At 61.0% G+C, this 21,920-nt stretch carries 20 protein-coding genes; 4 read left to right on the plus strand and 16 right to left on the minus strand.

All coding sequences use genetic code 11. The features are described from left to right. Positions 1-2 precede the first annotated feature (2 nt). From D8U71_RS15310 to D8U71_RS15320, 3 genes are read left to right on the plus strand one after another with little or no spacing between them, the layout of a single operon-like run. Positions 3-1,178: an FAD-dependent oxidoreductase gene (locus tag D8U71_RS15310; RefSeq protein WP_130888128.1), complete on the plus strand. Its 1,176-nt coding sequence runs from the start codon at positions 3-5 to the stop codon at positions 1,176-1,178. Beyond that, a complete protein-coding gene (locus tag D8U71_RS15315; protein ID WP_130888129.1) occupies positions 1,175-1,987 on the plus strand; it encodes an aldo/keto reductase in 813 nt (270 codons plus the stop codon). The genes D8U71_RS15310 and D8U71_RS15315 overlap by 4 nt, the downstream gene beginning before the upstream one ends. 32 nt (positions 1,988-2,019) lie before the next feature. Beyond that, on the plus strand, positions 2,020-2,988 hold the full coding sequence (locus D8U71_RS15320) for a hypothetical protein (protein WP_024011335.1): 969 nt from the start codon (positions 2,020-2,022) through the stop codon (positions 2,986-2,988). A 78-nt stretch (positions 2,989-3,066) separates the two neighbouring features. Here the strand turns inward: D8U71_RS15320 and hldE are convergent, their stop codons facing one another. The 3 genes from hldE to D8U71_RS15335 form a co-directional block, all read right to left on the minus strand. After that, positions 3,067-4,488 (minus strand): bifunctional D-glycero-beta-D-manno-heptose-7-phosphate kinase/D-glycero-beta-D-manno-heptose 1-phosphate adenylyltransferase HldE, encoded by a 1,422-nt coding sequence (gene hldE / locus D8U71_RS15325; protein WP_016771983.1) that lies wholly within the window; start codon positions 4,486-4,488, stop codon positions 3,067-3,069. Positions 4,489-4,587: 99 nt separating this feature from the next. Beyond that, complete coding sequence (msbA, locus tag D8U71_RS15330; protein WP_016771984.1) at positions 4,588-6,393, minus strand: lipid A export permease/ATP-binding protein MsbA; 1,806 nt, start codon at positions 6,391-6,393, stop codon at positions 4,588-4,590. Positions 6,394-6,408: 15 nt separating this feature from the next. After that, the gene (locus D8U71_RS15335; protein WP_130888130.1) at positions 6,409-7,581 is read right to left on the minus strand and encodes an O-antigen ligase family protein; all 1,173 of its coding nucleotides are present in this window, start codon (positions 7,579-7,581) and stop codon (positions 6,409-6,411) included. Between the two features lie 111 nt (positions 7,582-7,692). On the opposite strand from D8U71_RS15335, the gene D8U71_RS15340 reads away from it, so the two are divergent. Then, positions 7,693-8,298, plus strand: a complete 606-nt coding sequence (locus D8U71_RS15340) for a lipopolysaccharide kinase InaA family protein (RefSeq protein WP_125926305.1) — start codon at positions 7,693-7,695, stop codon at positions 8,296-8,298. Here the strand turns inward: D8U71_RS15340 and D8U71_RS15345 are convergent. The 13 genes from D8U71_RS15345 to D8U71_RS15405 form a co-directional block, all read right to left on the minus strand. Next, complete coding sequence (locus D8U71_RS15345) at positions 8,293-9,387, minus strand: glycosyltransferase (protein WP_125926291.1); 1,095 nt, start codon at positions 9,385-9,387, stop codon at positions 8,293-8,295. The two genes, D8U71_RS15340 and D8U71_RS15345, sit on opposite strands and share 6 nt — an antisense overlap. A 54-nt stretch (positions 9,388-9,441) precedes the next feature. Further along, positions 9,442-10,203, minus strand: coding sequence for a hypothetical protein (locus D8U71_RS15350; RefSeq protein ID WP_016771988.1), 762 nt, complete (start codon positions 10,201-10,203; stop codon positions 9,442-9,444). Positions 10,204-10,257: 54 nt separating this feature from the next. Continuing rightward, the gene (locus tag D8U71_RS15355; protein WP_130888131.1) at positions 10,258-11,214 is read right to left on the minus strand and encodes a glycosyltransferase; all 957 of its coding nucleotides are present in this window, start codon (positions 11,212-11,214) and stop codon (positions 10,258-10,260) included. Between the two features lie 81 nt (positions 11,215-11,295). Further along, positions 11,296-12,696, minus strand: coding sequence for a PIG-L family deacetylase (locus D8U71_RS15360; RefSeq protein ID WP_130888138.1), 1,401 nt, complete (start codon positions 12,694-12,696; stop codon positions 11,296-11,298). Positions 12,697-12,704: 8 nt separating this feature from the next. Then, the gene (locus D8U71_RS15365) at positions 12,705-13,601 is read right to left on the minus strand and encodes an antimicrobial resistance protein Mig-14 (RefSeq protein ID WP_130888132.1); all 897 of its coding nucleotides are present in this window, start codon (positions 13,599-13,601) and stop codon (positions 12,705-12,707) included. Continuing rightward, entirely contained in the window at positions 13,601-14,731 is a 1,131-nt protein-coding gene (locus D8U71_RS15370; RefSeq protein ID WP_130888133.1) for a glycosyltransferase, read from the minus strand. Before D8U71_RS15370 ends, D8U71_RS15365 begins: the two co-directional genes overlap by 1 nt. Next, positions 14,715-16,472, minus strand: coding sequence for a carbamoyltransferase (locus D8U71_RS15375; protein WP_024011327.1), 1,758 nt, complete (start codon positions 16,470-16,472; stop codon positions 14,715-14,717). The genes D8U71_RS15370 and D8U71_RS15375 overlap by 17 nt, the downstream gene beginning before the upstream one ends. A 172-nt stretch (positions 16,473-16,644) precedes the next feature. Further along, positions 16,645-16,980 carry a YceK/YidQ family lipoprotein gene (locus D8U71_RS15380; protein ID WP_130888134.1) on the minus strand — a complete coding sequence of 112 codons (336 nt, stop codon included), beginning with the start codon at positions 16,978-16,980 and terminating at the stop codon, positions 16,645-16,647. Between the two features lie 174 nt (positions 16,981-17,154). Further along, entirely contained in the window at positions 17,155-18,606 is a 1,452-nt protein-coding gene (locus D8U71_RS15385; RefSeq protein ID WP_130888135.1) for a lipopolysaccharide kinase InaA family protein, read from the minus strand. Further along, positions 18,606-19,358 carry a lipopolysaccharide kinase InaA family protein gene (locus tag D8U71_RS15390; protein ID WP_024011323.1) on the minus strand — a complete coding sequence of 251 codons (753 nt, stop codon included), beginning with the start codon at positions 19,356-19,358 and terminating at the stop codon, positions 18,606-18,608. The genes D8U71_RS15385 and D8U71_RS15390 overlap by 1 nt, the downstream gene beginning before the upstream one ends. Continuing rightward, complete coding sequence (locus tag D8U71_RS15395) at positions 19,355-20,089, minus strand: lipopolysaccharide kinase InaA family protein (RefSeq protein ID WP_024011322.1); 735 nt, start codon at positions 20,087-20,089, stop codon at positions 19,355-19,357. Before D8U71_RS15395 ends, D8U71_RS15390 begins: the two co-directional genes overlap by 4 nt. After that, complete coding sequence (gene rfaP, locus D8U71_RS15400; protein WP_130888136.1) at positions 20,089-20,895, minus strand: lipopolysaccharide core heptose(I) kinase RfaP; 807 nt, start codon at positions 20,893-20,895, stop codon at positions 20,089-20,091. Before rfaP ends, D8U71_RS15395 begins: the two co-directional genes overlap by 1 nt. Continuing rightward, a partial coding sequence (locus D8U71_RS15405; protein ID WP_130888137.1) for a glycosyltransferase family 4 protein occupies positions 20,895-21,920 on the minus strand: 1,026 nt, incomplete at its 5' end. The genes rfaP and D8U71_RS15405, both read right to left, overlap by 1 nt.

The raw sequence follows: 21,920 nt of genomic DNA on the forward strand, positions 1-21,920 counted from the left end.
GCATGCCATCCGTTATTTCCACCGACGTTCTGATTGTCGGCGCTGGTGTCGCCGGCCTCTGGCTGAATGCGCGCCTGCGCGGTCAGGGTTTTTCGACCGTGCTGGTGGAAAGCGCCAGCCTCGGTGGCGGGCAGAGTGTCAAATCCCAGGGCATCATCCATGGCGGCGCCAAGTACGCGCTGCACGGTGCGCTGACGGGCGCCTCGGAAGCCATCGCCGACATGCCGCGCCGCTGGCGCGAGGCGCTGGCCGGCAATGGCGAGCTGGATCTGTCCGGCGTACGTCTGCTGTCCGAAGCGCATTACCTATGGTCGCCAGGCACACTGGCCGGCAACCTGACCAGTTTCTTCGCCAGTAAAGCCGTGCGTGGCCGGGTCGATCAGGTCAAGGGCGATGAACTGCCGCCGGCCCTGCAAGACAAGCGTTTCAAGGGCAAGGTCTATCGCCTCGCCGAATTGGTAGTGGATGTCCCGAGCCTGATCCAGCGCCTGGCCGAGTTGGCCGGTGACGGTCTGCTCGCCGGGCAGGTCATCGAACCGCTGCTGGAAGCCGGCGTGCTGGTCGGCCTGAAAGTCGACGGCCGTGAGATCCGCGCCCAGCGCATCGTCCTCAGCGCCGGCGCCGGCACGGCCGAACTGCTTGAAGCCCTGGGCCTGAGCCGTCCGGCCATGCAGCGCCGCCCCCTGCACATGATCCTCGCCAAAGGCCCCGGTTTGAAACCGTTGTACGCGCACTGCCTGGGCGGCGGCACCAAGCCGCGCATCACCGTGACCACGCATCCGGCGGCTGATGGCCAGTGGGTCTGGTACATGGGCGGCGACATTGCCGAAAGCGAAGGCGTGGCCCGCGAGCCGGCGGAACAGATCGCCACCGCGCAAAAGGAAATCGCTCAACTGCTGCCGTGGATCGACCTCAGCACAACGCAATGGGCGACCCTGCGCGTCGATCGCGCCGAGCCGCTGCAAACCGGCCTGACCCGCCCGGACAACGCGTTCCTCGCCGAGGAAGGTCGCTTGCTCGTCGGCTGGCCGACCAAACTGGCACTGGCGCCAGACTTCGCCGACCGCGTTATCGCCTCGCTGCAACGCGACGGTATCCAGCCGCAGGCGACTGAACCGCTGCCGCCGCTGCCGAAACCGCCGCTCGGTGTACCCGCGTGGGAGCAACTGCTGCCATGAGCATCGCCACTCTGCACGAACTGCATCGCCCGCTGGGCAGCACCGGCCTGTCGGTGTCGCCGCTGGGTCTGGGCACGGTCAAACTCGGCCGCGATCAAGGGGTGAAATACCCCAACGGCTTTCAGATTCCCGACGATGACGAGGCGCGCATGCTGCTGCGCCAGGCGCGGGATCTGGGCATCAACCTGATCGACACCGCGCCGGCCTATGGTCGCAGCGAAGAACGCCTCGGCCCGCTGCTGCGCGGTCAGCGACAGGATTGGGTGATTGTCAGCAAGGTCGGCGAAGAGTTTGCCGATGGCCTGTCGCGCCACGACTTCAGCGCTGCGCACACGCGAATGTCCGTCGAGCGCAGCCTGCAACGTCTGGAAACGGATTTCATCGATCTGGTCCTCGTGCACTCGGACGGCAACGACATGGCCATCCTTGAGCACGAAGAGGTCTACGCCACCCTCGCGGCGCTGAAGGCCGAGGGCAAGATTCGCGGCTTCGGTTTTTCCGGGAAAACCGTCGAAGGTGGGCTGAAAGCGCTGGAGCAAGGCGACTGCGCGATGGTCACCTACAATCTGAACGAACAAAACGAAGAGGCGGTCATTGACTATGCTGCTGCCCACGGCAAAGCCATTCTGGTGAAAAAAGCCTTGGCCAGCGGTCATGTCTGTCTGAGTCCGGGAGTCGATCCGGTGCGCGCCAGCTTCGAGTTGCTGTTCACTCATCCCGGCGTTGCCAGTGCTATTGTCGGCACAATCAATCCGCTGCACCTCGCCCATAACGTAGCGACCGTTGCCCAGGTCCTGCGTAGTCACTGACGCCGCCCCGCGGCCTTAAGCCAGGAGCCGATATGCCGCGCACGCTCATCCGCAAGAACCCGAGCAACTTCAAGACGCTGCCGCTGTTCGTCGAAGCCACGCCCGAAGGCCTGAGCTACCAGAGCGTCGGCATGCCGCTGAACTTCGCCCAGACCCTGCAACGGCGCAAACCGGTCAGCGTTGCAGACAGCGAACGCTTTGCCCTGGAGCTGGCCAACCTCGGCGTGTCCGTGCGCCTGACCCTGCATTGGCAGAATCGCGATTACTGGGTGCTGGTGCGCCAGCGTCGCCAGGATCGCGGCGACGTGGTACTGAAGCTGATTTCCGGCTACGTGCCGGCCCACGAATTGAATATTCCGCTGCACACAGCAATTCAGGAAATTGCCGAAGAGTGCCTGCTGGAAACCCCGGAAGGCTGGCTCGGTGGGCGTTTCAATGACACCTGGTTGCCGGCGCCCTACTCCGCTGCGCTGCATTACCGCGAAGCGCTGCCGTTTCGCCTGACACCGCTCTCCGGTTCAGCACGGCCGGTGCGCTGCGCCAACCTGCAATTGCTGGAGCGGCCACGGGCCTACGTGCATTTGCCGACGGCGTCATTGCAATTGATCTATGACCTGCGCCTGGACGTACCCAAAGAGGCGAAGTCCTTGAGCCTGTTTCATGTCGACGAGCGTCTGGAAGGTGATCAACTGGTGGCGCGGCTCGATCGCAAACGGCCTGACCTGTATTTGATGCCATTGCACGACGGTCAGCCGCTGCCTGAGTTGTATACCCTGAAAAAGGATCAGCTGTATCCGGCGAGTACGCGCGGTCTGTATCTGGCTGAAAGCTTTGCCCGCCAGGATGGCTGGCTGGTGCGCGATGAGCGGATTCGCTGGAAGGACTGGTTGCGCCAACAGGGCCTGACGCCAGCGGAGAAGGCCACTGGACTGGCCCGCCTGCGCGGCAAGGCCAGGCAGCTGCTGAAGAAAATCGTACCGCGCAAGAAAGTGAATTCCTGAAAAGCAAAAAGATCGCAGCCTGCGCCAGCGCCTGAACAGAATTGTGCAGGCGCTGGCGCAGGCTGCGATCTCTTGAGCTTATTGGCCGCGGATCTTTTCCACGATTGCTGTCGTCGAGCTGTTTTCCACCAGCCCCAGCACTTTCACCGTGCCGCCGTAGGCGGTGACGATATCGGCGCCGACTACCTGATCGATACCGTAATCGCCACCCTTGACCAACACGTCCGGCTTGACCTCGCGCAGCAGGTTTTCCGGTGTGCCTTCAGAGAAACTGATCACCCAGTCCACCGCGCCGAGACCGGCGAGTACCGCCATGCGTCGGTCAACGCTGTTGATCGGCCGGCCCGGGCCTTTCAGGCGGCTGACCGAGGCGTCATCGTTGACCGCGACGATCAGACGATCGCCTTGAGCGCGGGCTTGCTCCAGATAGGTCACGTGGCCGGCATGGAGGATGTCGAAGCAGCCATTGGTGAAAACAATCCGCTCGTTGTGCGCACGGGCATCATCAACCGCCAGCAGTAGTTGCTCAAGACCCAGCACACCTCGCTCCGAACCTTCTTCGCGCTGAATGGCGCGGCGCAGCTCCGGGGCGCTGATCGCTGCTGTACCGAGCTTGCCGACGACGATACCTGCTGCCAGATTGGCCAGCGCCACGGCGTGCGGCAGTTCTTCGCCAGCGGCAATGGCCGCGGCCAGGGTCGAAATCACCGTATCGCCGGCACCGGTCACGTCGAACACTTCGCGGGCGCGGGCCGGCAGGTGCAACGCCGGATGATCCGGGCGCAACAAGGTCATGCCGTGTTCGCCGCGGGTCACCAGCAGTGCGCCAAGGTCGAGGTCCTGCATCAGGACGGCACCCTTGCTCACCAGTTCGTGCTCATCGGCGCAACCACCGACGATGGTTTCGAACTCGCTGAGGTTCGGCGTGATCAGGCTGGCACCGCGGTAGATCGAAAAATCCTTGCCCTTGGGATCGGCCAGCACCGGAATGCCTTTGGCACGGGCGGCCTGGATCAGCGTCTGATGATTCTTCAGCGCACCTTTGCCGTAATCCGACAGCACCAGCACCTTGATGCCTTCCAGCAGTTCGTCGACCTGCGCGGCCAGTGCCAGCGCATCGGTGGCGAACACCTCTTCGAAATCGATACGCAGCAGTTGCTGATGCCGGCTCATGACCCGCAGCTTGACGATGGTCGGCTGGTGCGCGATGCGCTGGAACAAGGCGCGCACGCCGGCGCCCTTGAGACTGTTGCTCAGGCTGTCGGCGGCTTCGTCATCGCCGGTCACGCCCACCAGTGATGCCGGTGCACCCAGCGCGGCAATGTTGAGCGCCACGTTGGCGGCACCGCCCGGGCGATCTTCGATCTGCTCGACCTTGACCACCGGCACCGGTGCCTCAGGGGAAATCCGTGAGGTTCCGCCATGCCAGTAACGGTCGAGCATGACATCGCCGACCACCAAGACAGGGGCTTGATCGAATCGCGGCATCGACAATTTCATGGAGCAACCCACATACAAAATGAACAGGGGCGCGATATTAACAGGATCGCGCGCACCGGGAATACACGAGGGTGAGGCTGGCCCACCCTCATCTGCAGATCAGGCAATGTCTTCGGCCGGAGCATCCAGCCCCATCGCATGCAGCCGTGCGTAATAGCCATTGTGAGCAAGCAATTGGGCATGAGTGCCGCGTTCGACGATCTCGCCCTGATCCATGACGAGGATCAGATCGGCCTTCTCGATGGTCGACAAACGGTGGGCAATCACCAGCGTGGTGCGGCCTTTCATGACATGGTCGAGTGCTGCCTGAATGTGCCGCTCGGACTCGGTATCAAGGGCCGAAGTCGCCTCGTCGAGGATCAGCAGCGGGGCGTTTTTCAGCAAGGCCCGGGCAATCGCCAGACGCTGACGCTGTCCGCCAGACAACAGCACACCGTTCTCGCCGACCTGGGTATCCAGGCCCTGAGGCATTTGCGCGATGAAGTCCATGGCAAATGCATCCCTGGCGGCTTTCTCGATATCTTCGCGAGGCGCGCCTGCCAGATCGCCGTAAGCGATGTTGTTGGCGATGGTGTCGTTGAACAGCGTCACGTGCTGGGTCACTTGCGCTACATGGCGGCGCAGATTGCGCAGGCGATAATCTTCGATCTCGACATCATCGAGCAGAATTTCGCCGGTCTCGTGGTGATAGAAGCGCGGAATGAGACTGGCCAGCGTCGATTTGCCGCTGCCGGAACGCCCGACCAGTGCGATCATCTGACCTGGCGACGCGGTGAAGCTGATGTTTTTCAGCACTTCCCGTTCGGTGCCCGGGTAAGTGAAGCTGAGGTTGTTCACCGCCAGGTGGCCACTGACCCGATCACGCTCGATCGTGCCGGTATCGATTTCCGGTTCAACGTCGAGTTGCTCGAAAATGCTTTCAGCACCGGCCACGCCTTTCTGAATGGTCGAGCTGACTTCGGACAATTGCCGGATCGGCTTCGGCAGCAAACCTGCTGCCGTGATGTACGCGACCAGATCACCGGCCGTTGCATCACCGCGCAGGAACAACACCAGGAACATCAGAACGGCCATGGCGGTGTAGATCACCAGCTGCAGCATCGGCGTATACACGGCGCCAGTCTTGGTCATGCGCAACTGTTTGTCGGTGTTGCTCTGGCTGGCCGCCGCAAAGCGCTGCTGCTCATAAGCCTCGCCACCGAAACTGCGCACGACGCGATAGCCTTGAATGGTTTCGGAAGCGACGTGAGTGACATCGCCCATTGCCACTTGAATCTTCTTGCTCTGCTTGCGGAATTTCTTGCTGGTGTTGCCGACCATGAACGCGATCACGGGCAGGATCGCCAGCATCACCAAGGTCAGCTTCCAGTTCATCCAGAGCAGATAGGCGAACAGGAAAACCACGGTCAGGCCTTCGCGGATCACCACTTTGATGGCATCGGTGGCGGCGCCGGTGACCATGGTCACGTTGAAGGTGATGCGCGAGATCAGATGACCCGAGTTGTGGGTATCGAAATAGCGGTTGGGCAGTACCAGCAGTTTGTTGAACAATTCGATACGCAGGTCATGCACCAGCCCCAACGAAACCCTCGCCAGGTAATAGTTGCCGAGAAACGAGCCAAGGCCCTGCCACGCTGCGATCAAAATGATCAGCAACGGCACAGCCATCAACAGCTGCACGTCTCGCAGATAAGGCACATTGGGGAAGAGCACCGCTTCGGGATTGCTCAGGCCATCGACAAAATACTTGAGAATCCCGGCCAGCATCGGTTGCGTGGAAGCAAAGATCACGAAGCCCACGATACTCAGCAGGAAAAGACCGATATAGGGTTTTACGTACCCCAACAGCCGAAAGTAGATTTTCAGGCTGGATTCCTGTTCCGCTTTGGGCGGTGCGTCAGTCATCGTAGAGCTCACTGGTTAAGAAGAACGCGAAATTTTATCACAAGCGCCGCCATTGGCCCGCGCCCATACCAAAACGCTGGCAAGCCCCAACGGCAGCCAGCTGATGAACCACTCGGCGCGCGGGGTGCCGGTGAGGCTGGCAGCGTCGAACTGCATCGCCAGTGTCGAGAACAGCCAGATACCGATAACACCGCGGGCATACAGCGTTTCCCGAACTTTCCACGCCTGAAAAACCACGCCGAACCAGACGGCAGACCATAACAGCAGTCCCGGCAGACCCAGCACGATCGCGACATGGGTGAACAGGTTGTGGGCGTGATCGAAGGTCATTCCAGACCAGAGCACCCGATAGTCCCCACCCAGACCCAGCCCGCCCCAGGGGTGCTTGGCAATCATATCCAGAGAAGCCATCAGAATCTGCGGACGATACGAGACCCCGCGCGCCAGCACCAACGGCTCGAACAGCCACAGCGCCGCAATCGCCACCACCAGTGCCACGGCTGCGACGATTCGGCTGTGCCGGTCACGGCACCAGATCGGCATGGCCAGGATGGTCAGAAACAGCGCCAACGCCGCACCGCGGCTCTGACTCATCAGGACAAAAACAACCAGCACCGTCAACGCCAGCGCCCAGATCCCTTGCCGCATCAAATCACGCGGCGCCCACAGGGCCAGCCACACGGCCGCGAGGCCGATGACATAGCCGCCGAGGATCGGATGCGCCAGTTCACCCAGACCTTCCACCCGCGCAGACCAGGCGTTGCCGTCAATGACGTAGAACCTGACAATCGCCACCAGCGCCGTCACCGCCAATCCCAGCCCGCCCCACTGCATCAGGCGAATCAACCGCTCGGGGCGTCCGCTGGCAAACACCGGAAAAAACAGCAGGAACACCACGATGTACAACAGACGCTTGGCCTCACGACCCGTTTCCGGTGCGTTTGTCCATGCCAGACTGATCAGCGACCAGACCAGCAATCCGAGCAACGGCAGGTAGATCCAGCGTTGCTCGTAAAGCACTTCCCTGACGCGGTGCCGCGCAGACCAGCCCAGCACTAGCGCCGGCAACCAGACGAGAGCGACCAGCCCCTGCTGGTAAACCTTGTTGGTGGGCGCTAAGGCAATGGCCAGTAAAAACCACAAGAGCCCCGTCGCCATCCATAGTTGCGCCCAGCGTGTTTCCTGCATCAATCTGCTCCTGACAAGGGTTCGCCCATGCGACGCGGCATGGTTAAAATCGAAACTTTTCGGCATCATTGCCCGCTACTACACCCCGCACTTTCGACAAGGCTTCCTACGATGCGATGCTCCCGGCTCTCCCAAGCCGCTCTAGACCAAATGATCGACGCTGCCAAAGTGCTGGAAGCGGACAGCTACGGGCCGAAAGTCTACCTGCTGCAAGATGGAAAAATTCTCAAACTGTTCCGTCGCAAGCGGTTTTTTTCATCCGCTCTGCTGCGCCCCTATTCGAAGCGGTTCATCGACAATGCCGTCGAGCTGCAAAAACTCGGCGTACCGACCTTGCAGATCCTCAAGTTCTTTCGCCTTGAAAAGCCAGGCATGACCGCCGTGCTGTATGAGCCTCTGCCAGGGCAGACGCTGCGTCAGATCGCCAGCAAACAAGGGTTCGAGTGGAAGCAGGCTTTGCCGGACCTCGCCGCCCTGATACGCAGCCTGCATCGTTCGGGCATCTATTTCCGCTCCCTGCATCTTGGCAACATCGTGGTCACGCCAGACAACCGCATGGGCCTGATCGATGTCGCCGACATGCGCTTCACCCGCGGACCGTTGCCTAAGCGCTTGATCAAACGCAACCTGCAACATTTCGCCCGCTATATTGCGCGCGAAAAGCTGAACGACAGCTTTCCGATGCAGGCACTTGAGCGCGCGGTCTTGTCGTCATGAAAACAATGCGCGGGCAGCCTGGCTGAAGCTCGACCAAGCCCCGTCCGGAGCGAGCATCCGGTACTGCTCGGCATTGATCGCTTGAGATGAGGCATTGAAGGCGCGGTCGATGGCCTCGGCCCAGGCTTTCGTGTCATTGACCGGCGCATACCAGCCGGCGCTGCCCAGCTGTTCGCTGAACACCTCCAGATCGCTGCACAGCACCGGTACGCCGGCCATCACCGCTTCCTGCATGACCAGACCCAGGCCCTCTTCCAGCGAAGGGATGGCCACCCAGTCGAACGCACGATAAAGCTGCGCTGCTTCGTTCAGATGGCCGGTCAGCAAGACCTTCTCCTGTAAGCCAAGCGCGTCGATGCGCTGCTCCAGCGCCGCGCGTTTGGAGCCTTCGCCAACAATGACCAGGCGCAAGTCCGGGCGGGTGTCGAGTGCTGCGGCAAAGGCATCCAGCAGATAGCCGAAACCCTTCTCGGAGACCAGCCGCCCTACCGCGCCCAATACTGGCGTATCGCCTTGCGGCAAACCCAGCCGTGTCCGGGCTTGCTCGCGGGTGAACAGGTCAGCGCGAAACGCCTCAGGATCGAACGCACTTCGCAGCGCGGTGACAGGCATCTGCAGATCGCGGGCCAGTGAATCGGCAAGGGTGCTGGAAACGGCAACCAATGTCAGCCGGGACGCAGGGATTGCCTGGAATAGAGCCTGGTCGCCGGCATTCAAACGCGCCGAACCGTGGAAGATCACTACCGCGCGGATATGCGGCAGTTTCTTGAGGACCGGTAACAACGTGCGTGCGACACCCATGCCGTCCAGCAGCAGCAATCGAGCGTCACTGTCCACGAGCGCCTGGCGAAACCTCGCCCGCATCACGGGTTTGGCCAAACGCCAGAAATGCCGGCCCTTCAGGCGGGCTGACGATAACCGCCACTCCCGGACCTCACCGACATCCACGCCGCACTCGGCTCCCTGCCCCTGGAGGAGCCAGGTTTTGACCACCGCCGACGGCGCAGCCTGAGAGAGTATCTGCTGATGCACTTTATGGATTGATGCGAACGGAGCGCCACCGGCCCACATGATATTGAGAATATTCATAGGGCAGAAAGCCGTTGCACGGATTTGCGGGGACAAGCTGCGCGGTACTCGAACTCAGTTGATGAACCAGCCAATGCAGACTCCCAGCAACAGAAACAAGGCAAATTTGATCTGTTCGCGGCGATTGCGGCGCGCTTTGCGTTCGCGCTCGACATCCGTTTGCACATGCAGACCGAAACCGGTGTGCATGACCGCGTCTGCCTCGAGTATCAAGGCCTCCCTGTTCAGTTGCGAGTAGCGCTGTGACAAGGCCTTCTCGCCACCATGGCCGGCGAAAGGCGCGCACAACCGATAATCCTCGAGTCGGCGCAACCCCGGGTTCAGCGAGAACCCCTGCCACTCCGGCTTGTCGGAAATCAGCGGATAACACGCAACGCCATCGACAATCTCGCGCGCGCCCAAATGGATGTAAGGACTGTGAACCCGCAGATCGTGATTATAGCTGCGCAACCAGATCTGCAGAATTTCCGGCCGGGCCTGCAGAACGGTCATCGAGTCTTCGACGAACCCTGGACGGTAGAACTCCCAGTCGTCTTCGCAATGAAAGATATAGGGTGTGCTGACCTGCCCGTAGGCCAGGTCGATCGATGCCAACTGGCCCAGCTTCGGACGATTGACGAAGATCGTGCAATGTTCTTTCCAATGGGCAGGCAAAATCCCGGCAACGCCTTCGTCGCCGGCATCTTCGGTGATGAACACTTCACGAATGGGTGCCGTGTTGTACCGGTCGAAGCTATCGAGAGTGGCCTTGAGCAGATCGAGTCGACCGCAGCTGGTAACCACCAATGTAATCTGGCTTTCTTTGGAAAATTGCACCGATATCTCGTTAATCAGAAGTCGCCAGCAATATCACTGGCTATATGACACTTGTCAAATGCCCACTTTCAGGCGGATTTTTTCCAGCAGACTCAGCGGCGCCCGATCACGCAACGGCGGCTCAAGTTCTTCAACGATGCGCTGACCGATCCGCGCGAAGCTGAACTGCTCCACCGCCAGTTCGCGACCGTTGTCAGCGATGCGTTGCGCCAGTTGCGGATCCTCGCGCAGCGTGGCCAGCTTTTCCTGCAACTGCGCGATCGTCTGATAGAACACCACGTTGTGCAGGTCCTGCAAACCCAGCGCCGCAGCTTCGGCGGCGCCTTGATCATAGGCCAGCAGGACGCAGCCGCAAGCCATGGCTTCGAAGTTCTTGATCATGAACTCGCCCATGCCCACGTCCGCGCTGACAAAAAAGCGGATACGGTTGAGCGTTTCCAGGTATTCAGCCCCGGACTTGGTTCGCGTCACCAGCAGCGGCTCGACCTGGCCCAATTCATCCAGCAGTGCCTTGCGACCGCTGTAGGCCACACTGTTGGTACTGCCGACGAAGGCAAGTTCGATATCCCGCTCGCGCCTCTGGTCCTGCAATTGCGTCTGATCGTAGCCCTTGGGCACGAACACGGCGTCGAAGCCCTCCGAGCGCAGGCGCTCGGCCACCACGAAACCGGAACTGATCACGCGTGCCCACGGCAAACGCCGATAGTGCGCACTGAACTTGCCGGTGTACTTGCAGGGGATGTAATTCTGATAGGCGTCGTGCTCCAGAATCACCAGATTGGGGATGGTGCGAATAAATCCGACCTGCCGGATCTCCTGCTTGAAGCGCAGGAAAAACACGATGCGGTCATAGCGGGAAACGTCTACTTCGCGGCGAAAGTATCGACGCAGATTGCGCTGCTCGTCACCGCTCAACCAGCGCAGATCGCACTCACAATGGGCGGCGACACCCTCGTACAACCGATCGAGAATGGCCCGTTGATCTTTCTGCACCAGAAATAGAACTTTCATTGTCTTCCTTGCCGCAACAGCAACCCGAGCAAACCTGAACATGCCCGCCCGCAAGAAAGTCTTGCGCGGGCGCCTGTGTCGTTACAAACGCCAGAACAGTTCATGTCGCCGAACCGCCTTGCGGAAAAATTCGTTTTCGCCATAAGGCGAACCGGAGCGTCCAGCCAGCAATCGCTGCAAGCTGCGACGCAAGCGACGCTTGAACGGCGCAGGCGGCTGCAAGTCATGCATCATGCCCAGGGCCATGGCTTTGTCACGCTGCTGCTCTGCGGACAACGCCAGACATACAGGCTGCACCGGCACGCCAGCATCAAAGGCTGGCGGCAGAGCCACGCCATCCCCACTATTACCCATCGGCCACCGGTCGTTATCGTGCAGGTGGTTGGCATAACCGAGCAGTGTCGGCTGCCAGTCCAGACCTTTCAACACTTCAAGCACAGCCTGCTGCGCGCAGATGTGGTCAGGATGCGGGTCGAGCGCCGGATGCGGCAGCACGATGACGTCCGGACGAGCGCGCAGCATCGTTTCGCGCAGATCGGCCAGCAGATTGTTCCAGGTCGGCGCGCCATCGGCGTCCCCCGGGAGCACAAATGGATTGAATTGACGGAACAGGCGGGTATCGCTCAAGTCCGCTTCGCGCGAGCCCACAGGTAGATCCGGGCTGTCACGCATCGCGGCCAGTTGCAGGCAGAAATACCCGAACTGCACGCAGCGTTCCTGGGGGACACCGGCCCATTGCGGCACGGTGAGGCTGTCCCAGGCGCGCAAACGTCCCTTCAGCCGCGCGGCTTCGACCTTGCTCATGCCCATCTGCTGATAGTGTTCGGCCTCGATTTCACCAGCAGTCAGGGTAACGATCCAGGCTTCATCGGCCTGACTGTACAAGCCGAACGCCGCCAGCTCCGCATCATCCGCGTGAGGGGCAATGACCATGACCCGCTGGCGACGATAATCAGCGTGTTCCAGCGCCCACAGCACAGGCTCGCCCGACACTCGACAGAAACGGCCGCGCAGACGCAATACTCCTTCGGACAATGCTTGCGCCTGACCGCTGAGGTTGAGGTAGCGCAGGCCGCCGACACCGCGCTCAAAGGTTTGCACGTCAGGATTGGCGCCGCCCGACAACGCGATACAAGGATCGAGAAAGCGCCCCAGCCATGTGCTTCTGACCTGCACCGCCAGGATCAGCGTAGCGTCATCGGCCAGCATCACACCTTCATCCAGACGCAACTGCTCGCCGTGCAGATGAACCTTCGGCTGCGGCGTATAGGGCGGGAAGCTGTATTGGTAATCGTCGCCGGGCGCGTAGAACAGATGATCGGCAAACCACGCTTCATGGGCGATCCAGCCGCCAATCAGCAACACCGGCGCCAGCCACCAGACGACCAGCACGCTCAGCGCGATGATGGCGGCCAGCGCGACCAACATAGCCACGCCCTTGTTGCGTCGATGGCGCTTGAGCAATTGCTGTTTGCGGCTCATGGTCTGGCTCATACGGTGAACACCGGCACAGGGTTGCACCAGCGGTCCTTGTACTCACGGTCAGCGCGCCCGAATGAAAAACGCAGCGGCTTGCCGAGTGCCCGTGCGTCTTCCCAAGCGCTTTGCGTATTGAGAAAGCTCAGCACGCTGCCGGGGCTGAACTCGCGGGTTTCGGGATCCACGCCGCCATTCACGTATTCGACACTGATCCATTCTGCCGCCTCAACGCGGTAGACCAATTGAATCGCAATCGGCGCATCGTTGAGGAAAATGACCGAGCCGATCAGCAACTCGCGCAGCAACTCGATGACCTCGGCCATGCGCGCCGCGCCGGTCGCCGGAAAGCCCCAGCGGCGCTGAAACAGATCGCAGTACATCGCGGCCAGCTCAACGCTGGAAAACTCGCTGACCGCTCGCACCACACCGCCCGCTTCTTCCAGCAGACGCAACTCTCGACGCTGGTTGTAGCGAAACTTTTTCGACAACTCTTCCGGCGTGCGGGCCATGGCCAGTTGCTCAGCCTGCAACTTCAGGCCACTGAAACGGCCTTCGTTGAGTGCCGACAGATAGCGCGCCCGATGACGCAGCGGTGCCTGAGCATCGACGGCGGCAGGCAGAATCAGCTCGGCATTGCCCAGGTCGAACAGGCCTTTCTTGCCGTTGCGTTTGAGCACGTCCTTGGACAGAGCCAGGTCGCGCCCCCAGGTAGCGATGGCGGCTTTAACCTCGCCCTGCGGCTGCCAGGCCAGATAACGCACCGGGATCCCGGCCAGGTTCGCCAGGCGCTCGATGACCAGCGGATGTGTCGCGACACTGCCGCCATAACGCTGCCAGGCAGTGGCGTAGGTCGAGGCGTCAACGGGCGACCAGCCACGTTCGCGCCAGCCTTGAAATCGGTTGAGCATCAGCCCCTCGTTGCCAGATCGGTAACTGGCGGCAGGCGCCAGAAGGTCTCGCGCACTGCACAGTCGGAGAAATGCTCATGCAGTCGCTCGAGCATCATCTGTGCACATTGACGACGCTGCGGCTCATCCATCGCGGCCAGGTGTTGCAGCCCTTGAGCCAGATGTTCGGCATCGCCGAGTGGAAACAGAATGCCCACCCCCTCGACCACCTCCTTCGCCCCGCCGCACGCGGTGGCCAGCAGCGGCACGCCGGCAGCCATGGCCTCCAGCAGCACCATGCCGAACGGCTCGTGATCGGAGCTCAGGGCAAATACATCGAAGGCGCGAAAGTAGTTGCGCGCATCAGGCACCTGACCGAGAAACAGCACTCGATCGGCAATCCCCAGCTCGCGCGCCAGCGCCTTGAGATCCTGCTCCAGACGACCGCTGCCGAGAATGGCCAGCTGACTGTTGTCCGGCAGGCCTGGCAGCGCCTGGGCAAACCCGCGCAGCAACGTGGCCTGATCCTTGTCCGGGTGCAGGCGGCCGACGTTGCCGACGATCCAGGCATGCGGCGACAGCCCGAGGATCTGCCGCGCTTCTTCGGAAGGTACCTGACGGGCTTGCAGTGCAGGCACATCGATGCGGTTGTACAACGTCTGGATTCGGCTTGCCGGCCATTTCGGCAGGCAGCGCCGCATGTCGTCGCGCACCGCATCCGACACTCCGAGCAGGCTCAGGCGCTTGCGGAAAATATGTGCGAAGAGCTTGCGCGTGCCACGCTGGTAATCGCCGAATGCGTGGTGCACACCAATCACTGGCAGCGAGGTGCCGAGCAAGGCGATATAGATCGGCTTGAAGCGATGGGCGATGCAAAGACTGAAATTGCGTGAGGCGACGATCTTGCGCAGATCGCCGATAGCCCCCAGTTTCAGGCCCCGAATGGCCTTGGAACTGTACTCCATGAACAACACTTCATCGGAAGCGCACGCTGCGGCCACCTCGCTATCGGCGGCCCCGGTCAGAAACACCGTGGTCACCCGATAGCCGGTGCCGGCGAACAGGCTGGCGTACTGCCGTGCGCAGTCCAGGAACGGCCCGTCATAGCCGTGACAGAACTGCAACACATGGCGTTCAGCCGAGCGAGTCATAAGCGTTCGCGCCCTCTTTGACCACCAGAATGTCTTCCATGATCAGATATTGCAGGTCAGAGCCGAAAAACATGTTCAGCGCATCGGTCGGCGAGCAGATCATCGGCTCGCCACGACGGTTGAGCGAAGTGTTCAGCGACACGCCGTTACCGGTGAGGTTTTCCAGCGCCTTCATCATGTCGTAGTAGCGCGGGTTGTATTCGCGCTTGAGCACTTGGGCCCGGGAAGTACCGTCTTCATGGACAACTTCCGGCACGCGGGTTTTCCATTCTTCGGCGACTTCGAAGGTGAAGGTCATGAACGGCGCTGGGTGGTCGATCTTGATCATCTGCGGCGCGACGGTGTCGAGCATCGACGGGCAGAAAGGCCTCCAGCGCTCGCGGAACTTGATCTGGTGGTTGATGCGGTCGGCGACACCGGCCACGCTCGGGCACCCGATGATCGAACGACCACCCAATGCGCGCGGACCGAACTCCATGCGGCCTTGGAACCAGGCGACCGGGTTGCCATCGACCATGATCTGGGCGATCTGCTCCGGCATGTTGTCGAGCTTGCGCCAGGTCGGCTTGTTCTCGTGGCGGGCACACGCAGCAATGACGTCTTCGTTGCTGTAGGACGGGCCGAGGTAGACGTGCTCCATCTTCTCGACCGGTACGCCACGGGCGTGCGACACGTAAGCGGCAGCGCCGACTGCGGTGCCGGCATCGCCGGACGCAGGCTGTACGAACAGCTCTTTGATGTCGTCGCGAGCGATGATTTTCTGGTTCAGCTTGACGTTCAACGCACAGCCACCAGCGAAAGCCAGTTTGCCGGTTTCCTTGAGCACGTCGCCCAGGTAGTGGTCGATCATCTGCAACGCCAGCTTCTCGAACAGCGCTTGCATGCTCGCGGCGTAGTGGATGTAAGGCTCATCAGCGATGTCGCCTTCGCGCTTCGGACCCAGCCACTCGATCAGCTTCGGCGAGAAGTAGAAACCCTTGCCCTTCTCTTTATAGCGACGCAGGCCGATCACGTTGGCGTAGTCGGTGTTGATCACCAGTTCGCCATTCTCGAACGAGGCCAGACGCGAGAAATCGTACTTGCTGGCATCGCCATACGGCGCCATGCCCATGACCTTGAACTCGCCGTCGAGCATCTCGAAACCGAGGAATTCAGTGATCGCACCGTACAGACCACCGAGGGAATCCGGGTCGAAGAATTCCTTGATCTTGTGGATCTTGCCGTTTTCGCCGTAACCGAAGAAGGTCGTGGCGTATTCACCCTTGCCGTCGATGCCGAGAATCGCGGTTTTCTCTTTGAAACCCGAGCAGTGATAGGCGCTGGAGGCGTGAGCCAAGTGATGCTCGACCGGTTCGATCTTGATTTTCTTCGGATCAAAGCCCAGTTGCTCGAGGCACCAGACGATCTTGTTGCGATAGCGCTTGTAGCGGCGGTTGCCCATCAGGATCGCATCGAGAGCGCGATCCGGGGCGTACCAGTAGCGCTTGGCGTAGTGCCAGCGGGCCTTGCCGAACAGGCTGATCGGAGCGAATGGAATAGCCACCACGTCAACGTCGGAAGGTTTGATGCCGGCTTGCTCGAGGCAGAATTTCGCCGATTCGTAGGGCATGCGGTTCTTTGCATGTTTATCGCGTACGAAGCGCTCTTCCTCAGCCGCCGCGACCAGCTTGCCGTCGATGTACAAGGCTGCGGAAGGATCATGGCTAAGGGCGCCGGACAGGCCAAGAATCGTCAATGCCACAGGGGTCTAGCCTCTTTAGTCTGCATGCAGGCGCGATGCGCCTTGAAAATTGATGTGCCCTCGCACAGGGCGAGCGGCAGCTAAAGGGCGGGATTATAGCGTAAACATGACGGGAATTACCTTGTGCGAATTGCCACCTGCACGATTGGTCCGAATCAACAGGTTCAACGACTCAATAGCCGTCTCTGCGCCAGTAAATACTCAGATTTGAATCGGTAATCTGCCGATATACCGTGTAAGGCAGCGAAAGCGTATCGAACACGGCGGACAGCGGAAGATCGAACAAAACAAACGGCGCCAGCATTCCCGTAGGATCAGGCGGCGCATTCAGCGTGCAAAAATCGAAGGCCAGGCCACTGTAGATGCGCGGAATCGATTGGCAGTAGGTCTTCTTTTTGCGCAGGTCACGGGCAGCATCGGCGTCGCCCTGTAAAACGGTCGAGACACTGCCACAGCCTGAGAGCACCACAGATATTACGCCCAGCATCAGAATTTTTTTCATGCTCAAGATTCGCCCTCCGAGATCGTCAGGCAAATTAGCATCGAGCCCGAGCAGGGCACAGTTCATGGCTTCTGGAGAAGTTGTAGGACAGATCGCTGTATTTTGTCCGCTACTGCCCACAGACTCCGTTTCGCAGTGGACCGGGTCCTTTGCAAGAACCAGTCTGCTCGTGAGAAGGAATCACCCCGCGCTGGAGACTCCTTTCGGCAGCCGCTCATCAATGACCCGATACAACGCGCTACTTTCAGGCCAGTTGCGCATGAACCGCGCGCGATCGCGGGCGTAGGCCGGGGCGAAACTGCCAACCGAGGCGTGCTGACACATCGAGTCGAGGTCGATCAGCGCCCAGCGATCCGTCTGCCAGAACAGGTTGTGGCCTTTGAAGTCGCCATGACTGATGCGCTCGGCGATCAATCGGGCAAACAGTTGATCAAGCGCCAGCAACTCGGCTTCCGGCGCCTGGCCATTTTCCACGTACGGCGCAAAGCGCTCGATAATGTCCGGCCCGGGCAGGTATTCGGTGACCAGATAGGCACTGCGGCGCAGCCACAAGAAGCGCTTCTCCAGTACCGCCAGCGGTTTCGGCGTGGCAATACCAAGGAACGCCAGGCGATTGCCCTCACGCCAGGAATGCCAGGCCCGACTCGGGCGCCAGAAGCGTTTGAGCCAATGGGCGAAATTCTTGATGTTGTAGCGCTTGATAACCAGAGCCCGCCCGGCTATCTCGACTTTGCCGACGCTGGCCGCGCCGCCGGTCTTGTACAGGTGCCCCTGATCAAGCAAGGCGTCAGCCTGCTCAAGCACCGGCAGCATGGCCGCTTCTTCTTCACGGCGAACGGCGCGCAAGGCGAATGCACCGCGCTGCACGGCGAACAACGTGCAGTCGCGACCAACCTTGATCAGGTAATCCCTGAGTCGCCAGTTGCGCACCTTGTCGATCTGTTTTTGCAACGCCTCCAGCGGCAACGCATGTTCGCTGTTGCTCAACAGGTAATAGACCAGCAACTCTTCGGTGAACGGCTCGAGTGACTTCGGTAGCTGGGCGAAAAACACCCCGAGGTTTTCCAGCACTTTTTGTCGGGACAGTGGCTGCCCCGCCGCTTCCGCACGAACGCCGGCGCCATCGATCAGGTACAACTGACCGCCGTGACGCAGCAGATTGTCCAGGTGCAGATCTTCCTGCCAGAGTCCTTTGCCATGCATCCGACCGATAGCATCCAGTGCTTCGGCCAGAACGGCGGTCTGCTCATCGGCCAGTGTCGGCAGAGACTCGACCTCGGCCCAGGCATCACCGAGGCTCTCGGAACCCTCGAGAAATTCGAACAGCAGCCAGCCACCCTCGCCGTCCTTCAGCCCATCGGCCAATAACAGCGGCGTGGTCATGCCCTGCGCAGCGAGCAAGCGCACGCCTTGCAGCTCACGCTGAAAATGCCGCGCAGCTTTGCTGCCGACCAATAACTTGGCCAGCACCGGCCGACCGCGCCAGACACCTGCGCCAACGTAACGCTGCCCGGGCAACACCCGCAGCAAGCTCAGCAACTGTAAATCCGCCGCACCGGCGGCGTCCGCCAGGGTAACGGTCAATGGCAGTGTGGGTGCGCGCCCGGAGCGGGCCAGCTCGGACAATTGCATCAGCGGGTCTCCTTGTGGCTGCGCCGCGCTGTCAGTCGGGTCAGCCAGCTGTCGAGCAACGAGCTGTCAGTCGGCTGGTCGAGATAAGCCGCAAGCAATTGGCGCAAGTCGGCCTCGCTCCACTGCGGCGCTCGGCGTTGCAACGGCTCCAGATCCTTGACCCGATCACGCATGCCGAACAGCAACGGCCGGGTTTTCTCCAGATCGATCAGTTGCGCCTCATAGCCGTCGCCGGTGGCGCGCAGAAAAATATGTTTGGGATAGAAACAGCCATGCACCTGACGCGCGCCGTGCAGCCGCCGCGCCAACAGCCCGCAAGCGGTGAGAACGGCCGAATGCTGCGCGGCACTGAGCTGCGTCCAGCGCGCCAGCAACGAATCCAGGTCGCTCCAGCCATCCAGGGCGCGGGTGAGCAGAATGGCGCGCACTTCCCCGGCGACCTTGCGCTCACCGAAAAAGGCTGCCTGCAATGCCGGTATGCCCAACTTGCGGTAACGGCTGATGTTGCGAAATTCGCGGGCAAAGCTTGGCTCGCCAAACGGCGCCTGCAAGGTCCGCGTCAGGTAATTGCTCTGTCGCTTGAGGTAATAGCCCTGGCCGTCAAGATCCAGGCGGAACACGCTGCTCCAGCCGCCACCGGCAGTGTTGGGCTCATCCACAGCTTCAAGCTGTTTTGCCCACAGTGCGTCGAAATTGCCGAGACCGTGGCGCTCCAGCAGTGCGCGGTCCTGTTCGGCAAGAAAATCAGTCATTCGCGCCCCTCAAAAAATCTCACCACGTGGCGAATCCGTTTCTTGTCGGCGACATCGAGCCGATCACACTGGCGATACTGCTTGTAGAAGCGCAGGCGTTGGGTGTTGGACAGGTGATATTTGGCCAGTTTGTCGAGACAGGCGAGGTCCTTGGTGATCCGGTACTTGAGCCAGAAGCCGCGCCAGAATTCGCCGTTGGGGCAGTCGATGAGGAAGATGCGCGCCTGATCGTCGATCAGCAGGTTGCGCCATTTCAAATCGTTATGCGTAAACCGATGGTCGTGCATGGTCCGGGTGTAACCGGCCAATTGCTGGCTGACACCGTCGACCCAGGCGCGATCCTTGAGCCGGGGATCCTTGCGCTCGGCCAGCGCCGAGAGGTCTTCGGTATTGGGCAGCTCACGGGTGATCATCGCACCCCGATCGTAGGCCGCGCCGCGCCGCTCCAGGCCCCAGGCCACCACCTCGGCAGTGGGGATGCCCCACTTGGCGAAGCGCTTGAGGTTCTGCCATTCCATTTTTACCCGCGGCTTGCCGAGGTAACGGCGCAGGCCCTTACCGGCGCCGACGTAGCGTTTGACGTAGTAATTGACCCCTTCGCGCTGCACCCGAACGACTTCCGACAGCGGATCGCGGGTCAGGCGTTCGCCCTGCAAGGCAAACACAGCTTCGAGGCTGCCGAAATCTTCGGCGAGGTCGCTGTACTGCGGCTCCAGTGTCCAGCCCGCCATCAGAGCGCATCCCCGTAACGCTGTTTGCGCGCGTAGAGCTTGTCGGCCTTGCCTTGCAGCCAGCTCAGCAGTGGCGCCTCTTCTGCCAGAATCTGCCGCAGCGGTTGCTGGAAGTAGCCCTTGAGGAAACGCAGTTTGTCGCGGCGGGTCAGGCCGATGTCCAGCGCGGAGAAGTACAGCGCCGCCAGATCCTTGTTGCGCCAGCGCTGAGTGATCTTTGCGCGGGTCTGGGCTCGGTGCAGATCGATCACCGAGAGTTTGAAATCCTGCGGCGTGACCGGTTTGTCGGTGTGCAACAGGAAATGGCAGATGTAGCAGTCGCGGTGATTGACCCCGGCGCGGTGCATCATCCCGGTCATCCGCGCGACTTCGGCAATCAATGCGCGCTTGAGTGTTGGCTCCGGCGGCTGCTTGACCCAGTCAATGCTGAAGTCTTCGAGGCTGATGGTCGGCGCCAGCTCTTTGGTGACGATGAACGAATGCTGATCCGCCGGGTTGCGGCCCTTCTCGCCGTAGGCGACGGCGGTCATGGTCGGCACGCCGACTTCCTGAAGGCGCTGGATGGCCTTCCACTCTTGCCCGGCGCCGAGCACCGGCAGCTTGGCAGTCAGCAGATTCTTGAAGATTTCGCCCCAACCGATGCCACGGTGGATCTTGACGAAAAAACCATGGCCGTCGACTTCCGTGCGCAATGTCCGGCGCGCTTCCAGCTCGCGGTACACCTCACCCTGCAAGCCTTCGACTTCGGCGAACGGGTCGCGTCCGGCCCAAAGGCTTTTGAACGGTTCAGCCAGCATCAACTTCATTAAGCGTGCTCCGCCAGAATCACATCCGCCGCGTGCTGCGGCATGCTGTAGAGGTCGGCCGTCTCTGCGAAGGCCAGACCGTTACGGCTCCAGGCCGCCCGTGCAGCGTCGTTGCTCAACATCTCGGTCAGGTATTGCGTCAGCTGCGCCTGCTCGAACGGCTCGTCGAGCACTCGCCCGGCATCGGCTTCGGCGATGTAATGGGCGTAACCGCAGACCGCACTGACCAGCACCGGCAAACCGGCCACCAGCGCTTCAAGCAGCACGGTGCCGGTGTTTTCGTTGTAGGCCGGGTGGATCAACAGATCGGCACCGAGCAGGAAGCGCGGGATATCGCTGCGCCCTTTGAGGAAGGTCACATTGTCGCCCAGGCCCAGCGTCGCACTCTGCATCTGGAATAATTTGGGGTCATCCTGGCCGATTACAAACAGCCGGGTGCGTTTGCGCAATTCGGCCGGCAGGGCGGCCAGCGCCTTGAGGCTGCGATCGACACCCTTGGTCTTGAAGCCGGAGCCGATCTGCACCAGCAGCAACTCGTCGTCCTTGAGATCGAATTCAGCGCGGAAACCGGTGCGAATCTCGTCGGCATTCGCTGGCCGCCGACGATCCTGCGCAATGCCCGGCGGCAGCAAGTGGAAGCGCTCGAGCGGCGTGTCGTAATACTTGATGAACAGCGGCTGCTGCACTTCGGAAATCATCAGCACTTCGGTCTTCGCGTCCTTGGCGAACACCGCGCGCTCGTACTCGGCGAAGTGGCGATAGCGACCCCAGCGGCGATACAGCGAGTTGCGCAGGTTCTGTGCCTTATCTTCGAAGCAGCCGTCGGCGGCGTAGTAGACGTCCAGGCCCGGCATTTTGTTGAAGCCGATCAGGCGATCGACCGGACGCTTGGCCAGATCCGCGGCCATCCACGCGCTGAGCTTTTCGTTGCGACGGTGATTGAAGAACGCTTTGACCGGCGCCACCAGCACTTCGAAACCCGGCGGCACGTCGCCTTCCCAGATCAGCGTGTAGACGCGAATCTG

Source organism: Pseudomonas sp. Sample_21 (assembly GCF_004307525.1).
In the GTDB taxonomy this organism is placed as follows: Bacteria; Pseudomonadota; Gammaproteobacteria; order Pseudomonadales; family Pseudomonadaceae; genus Aquipseudomonas; species Aquipseudomonas atacamensis.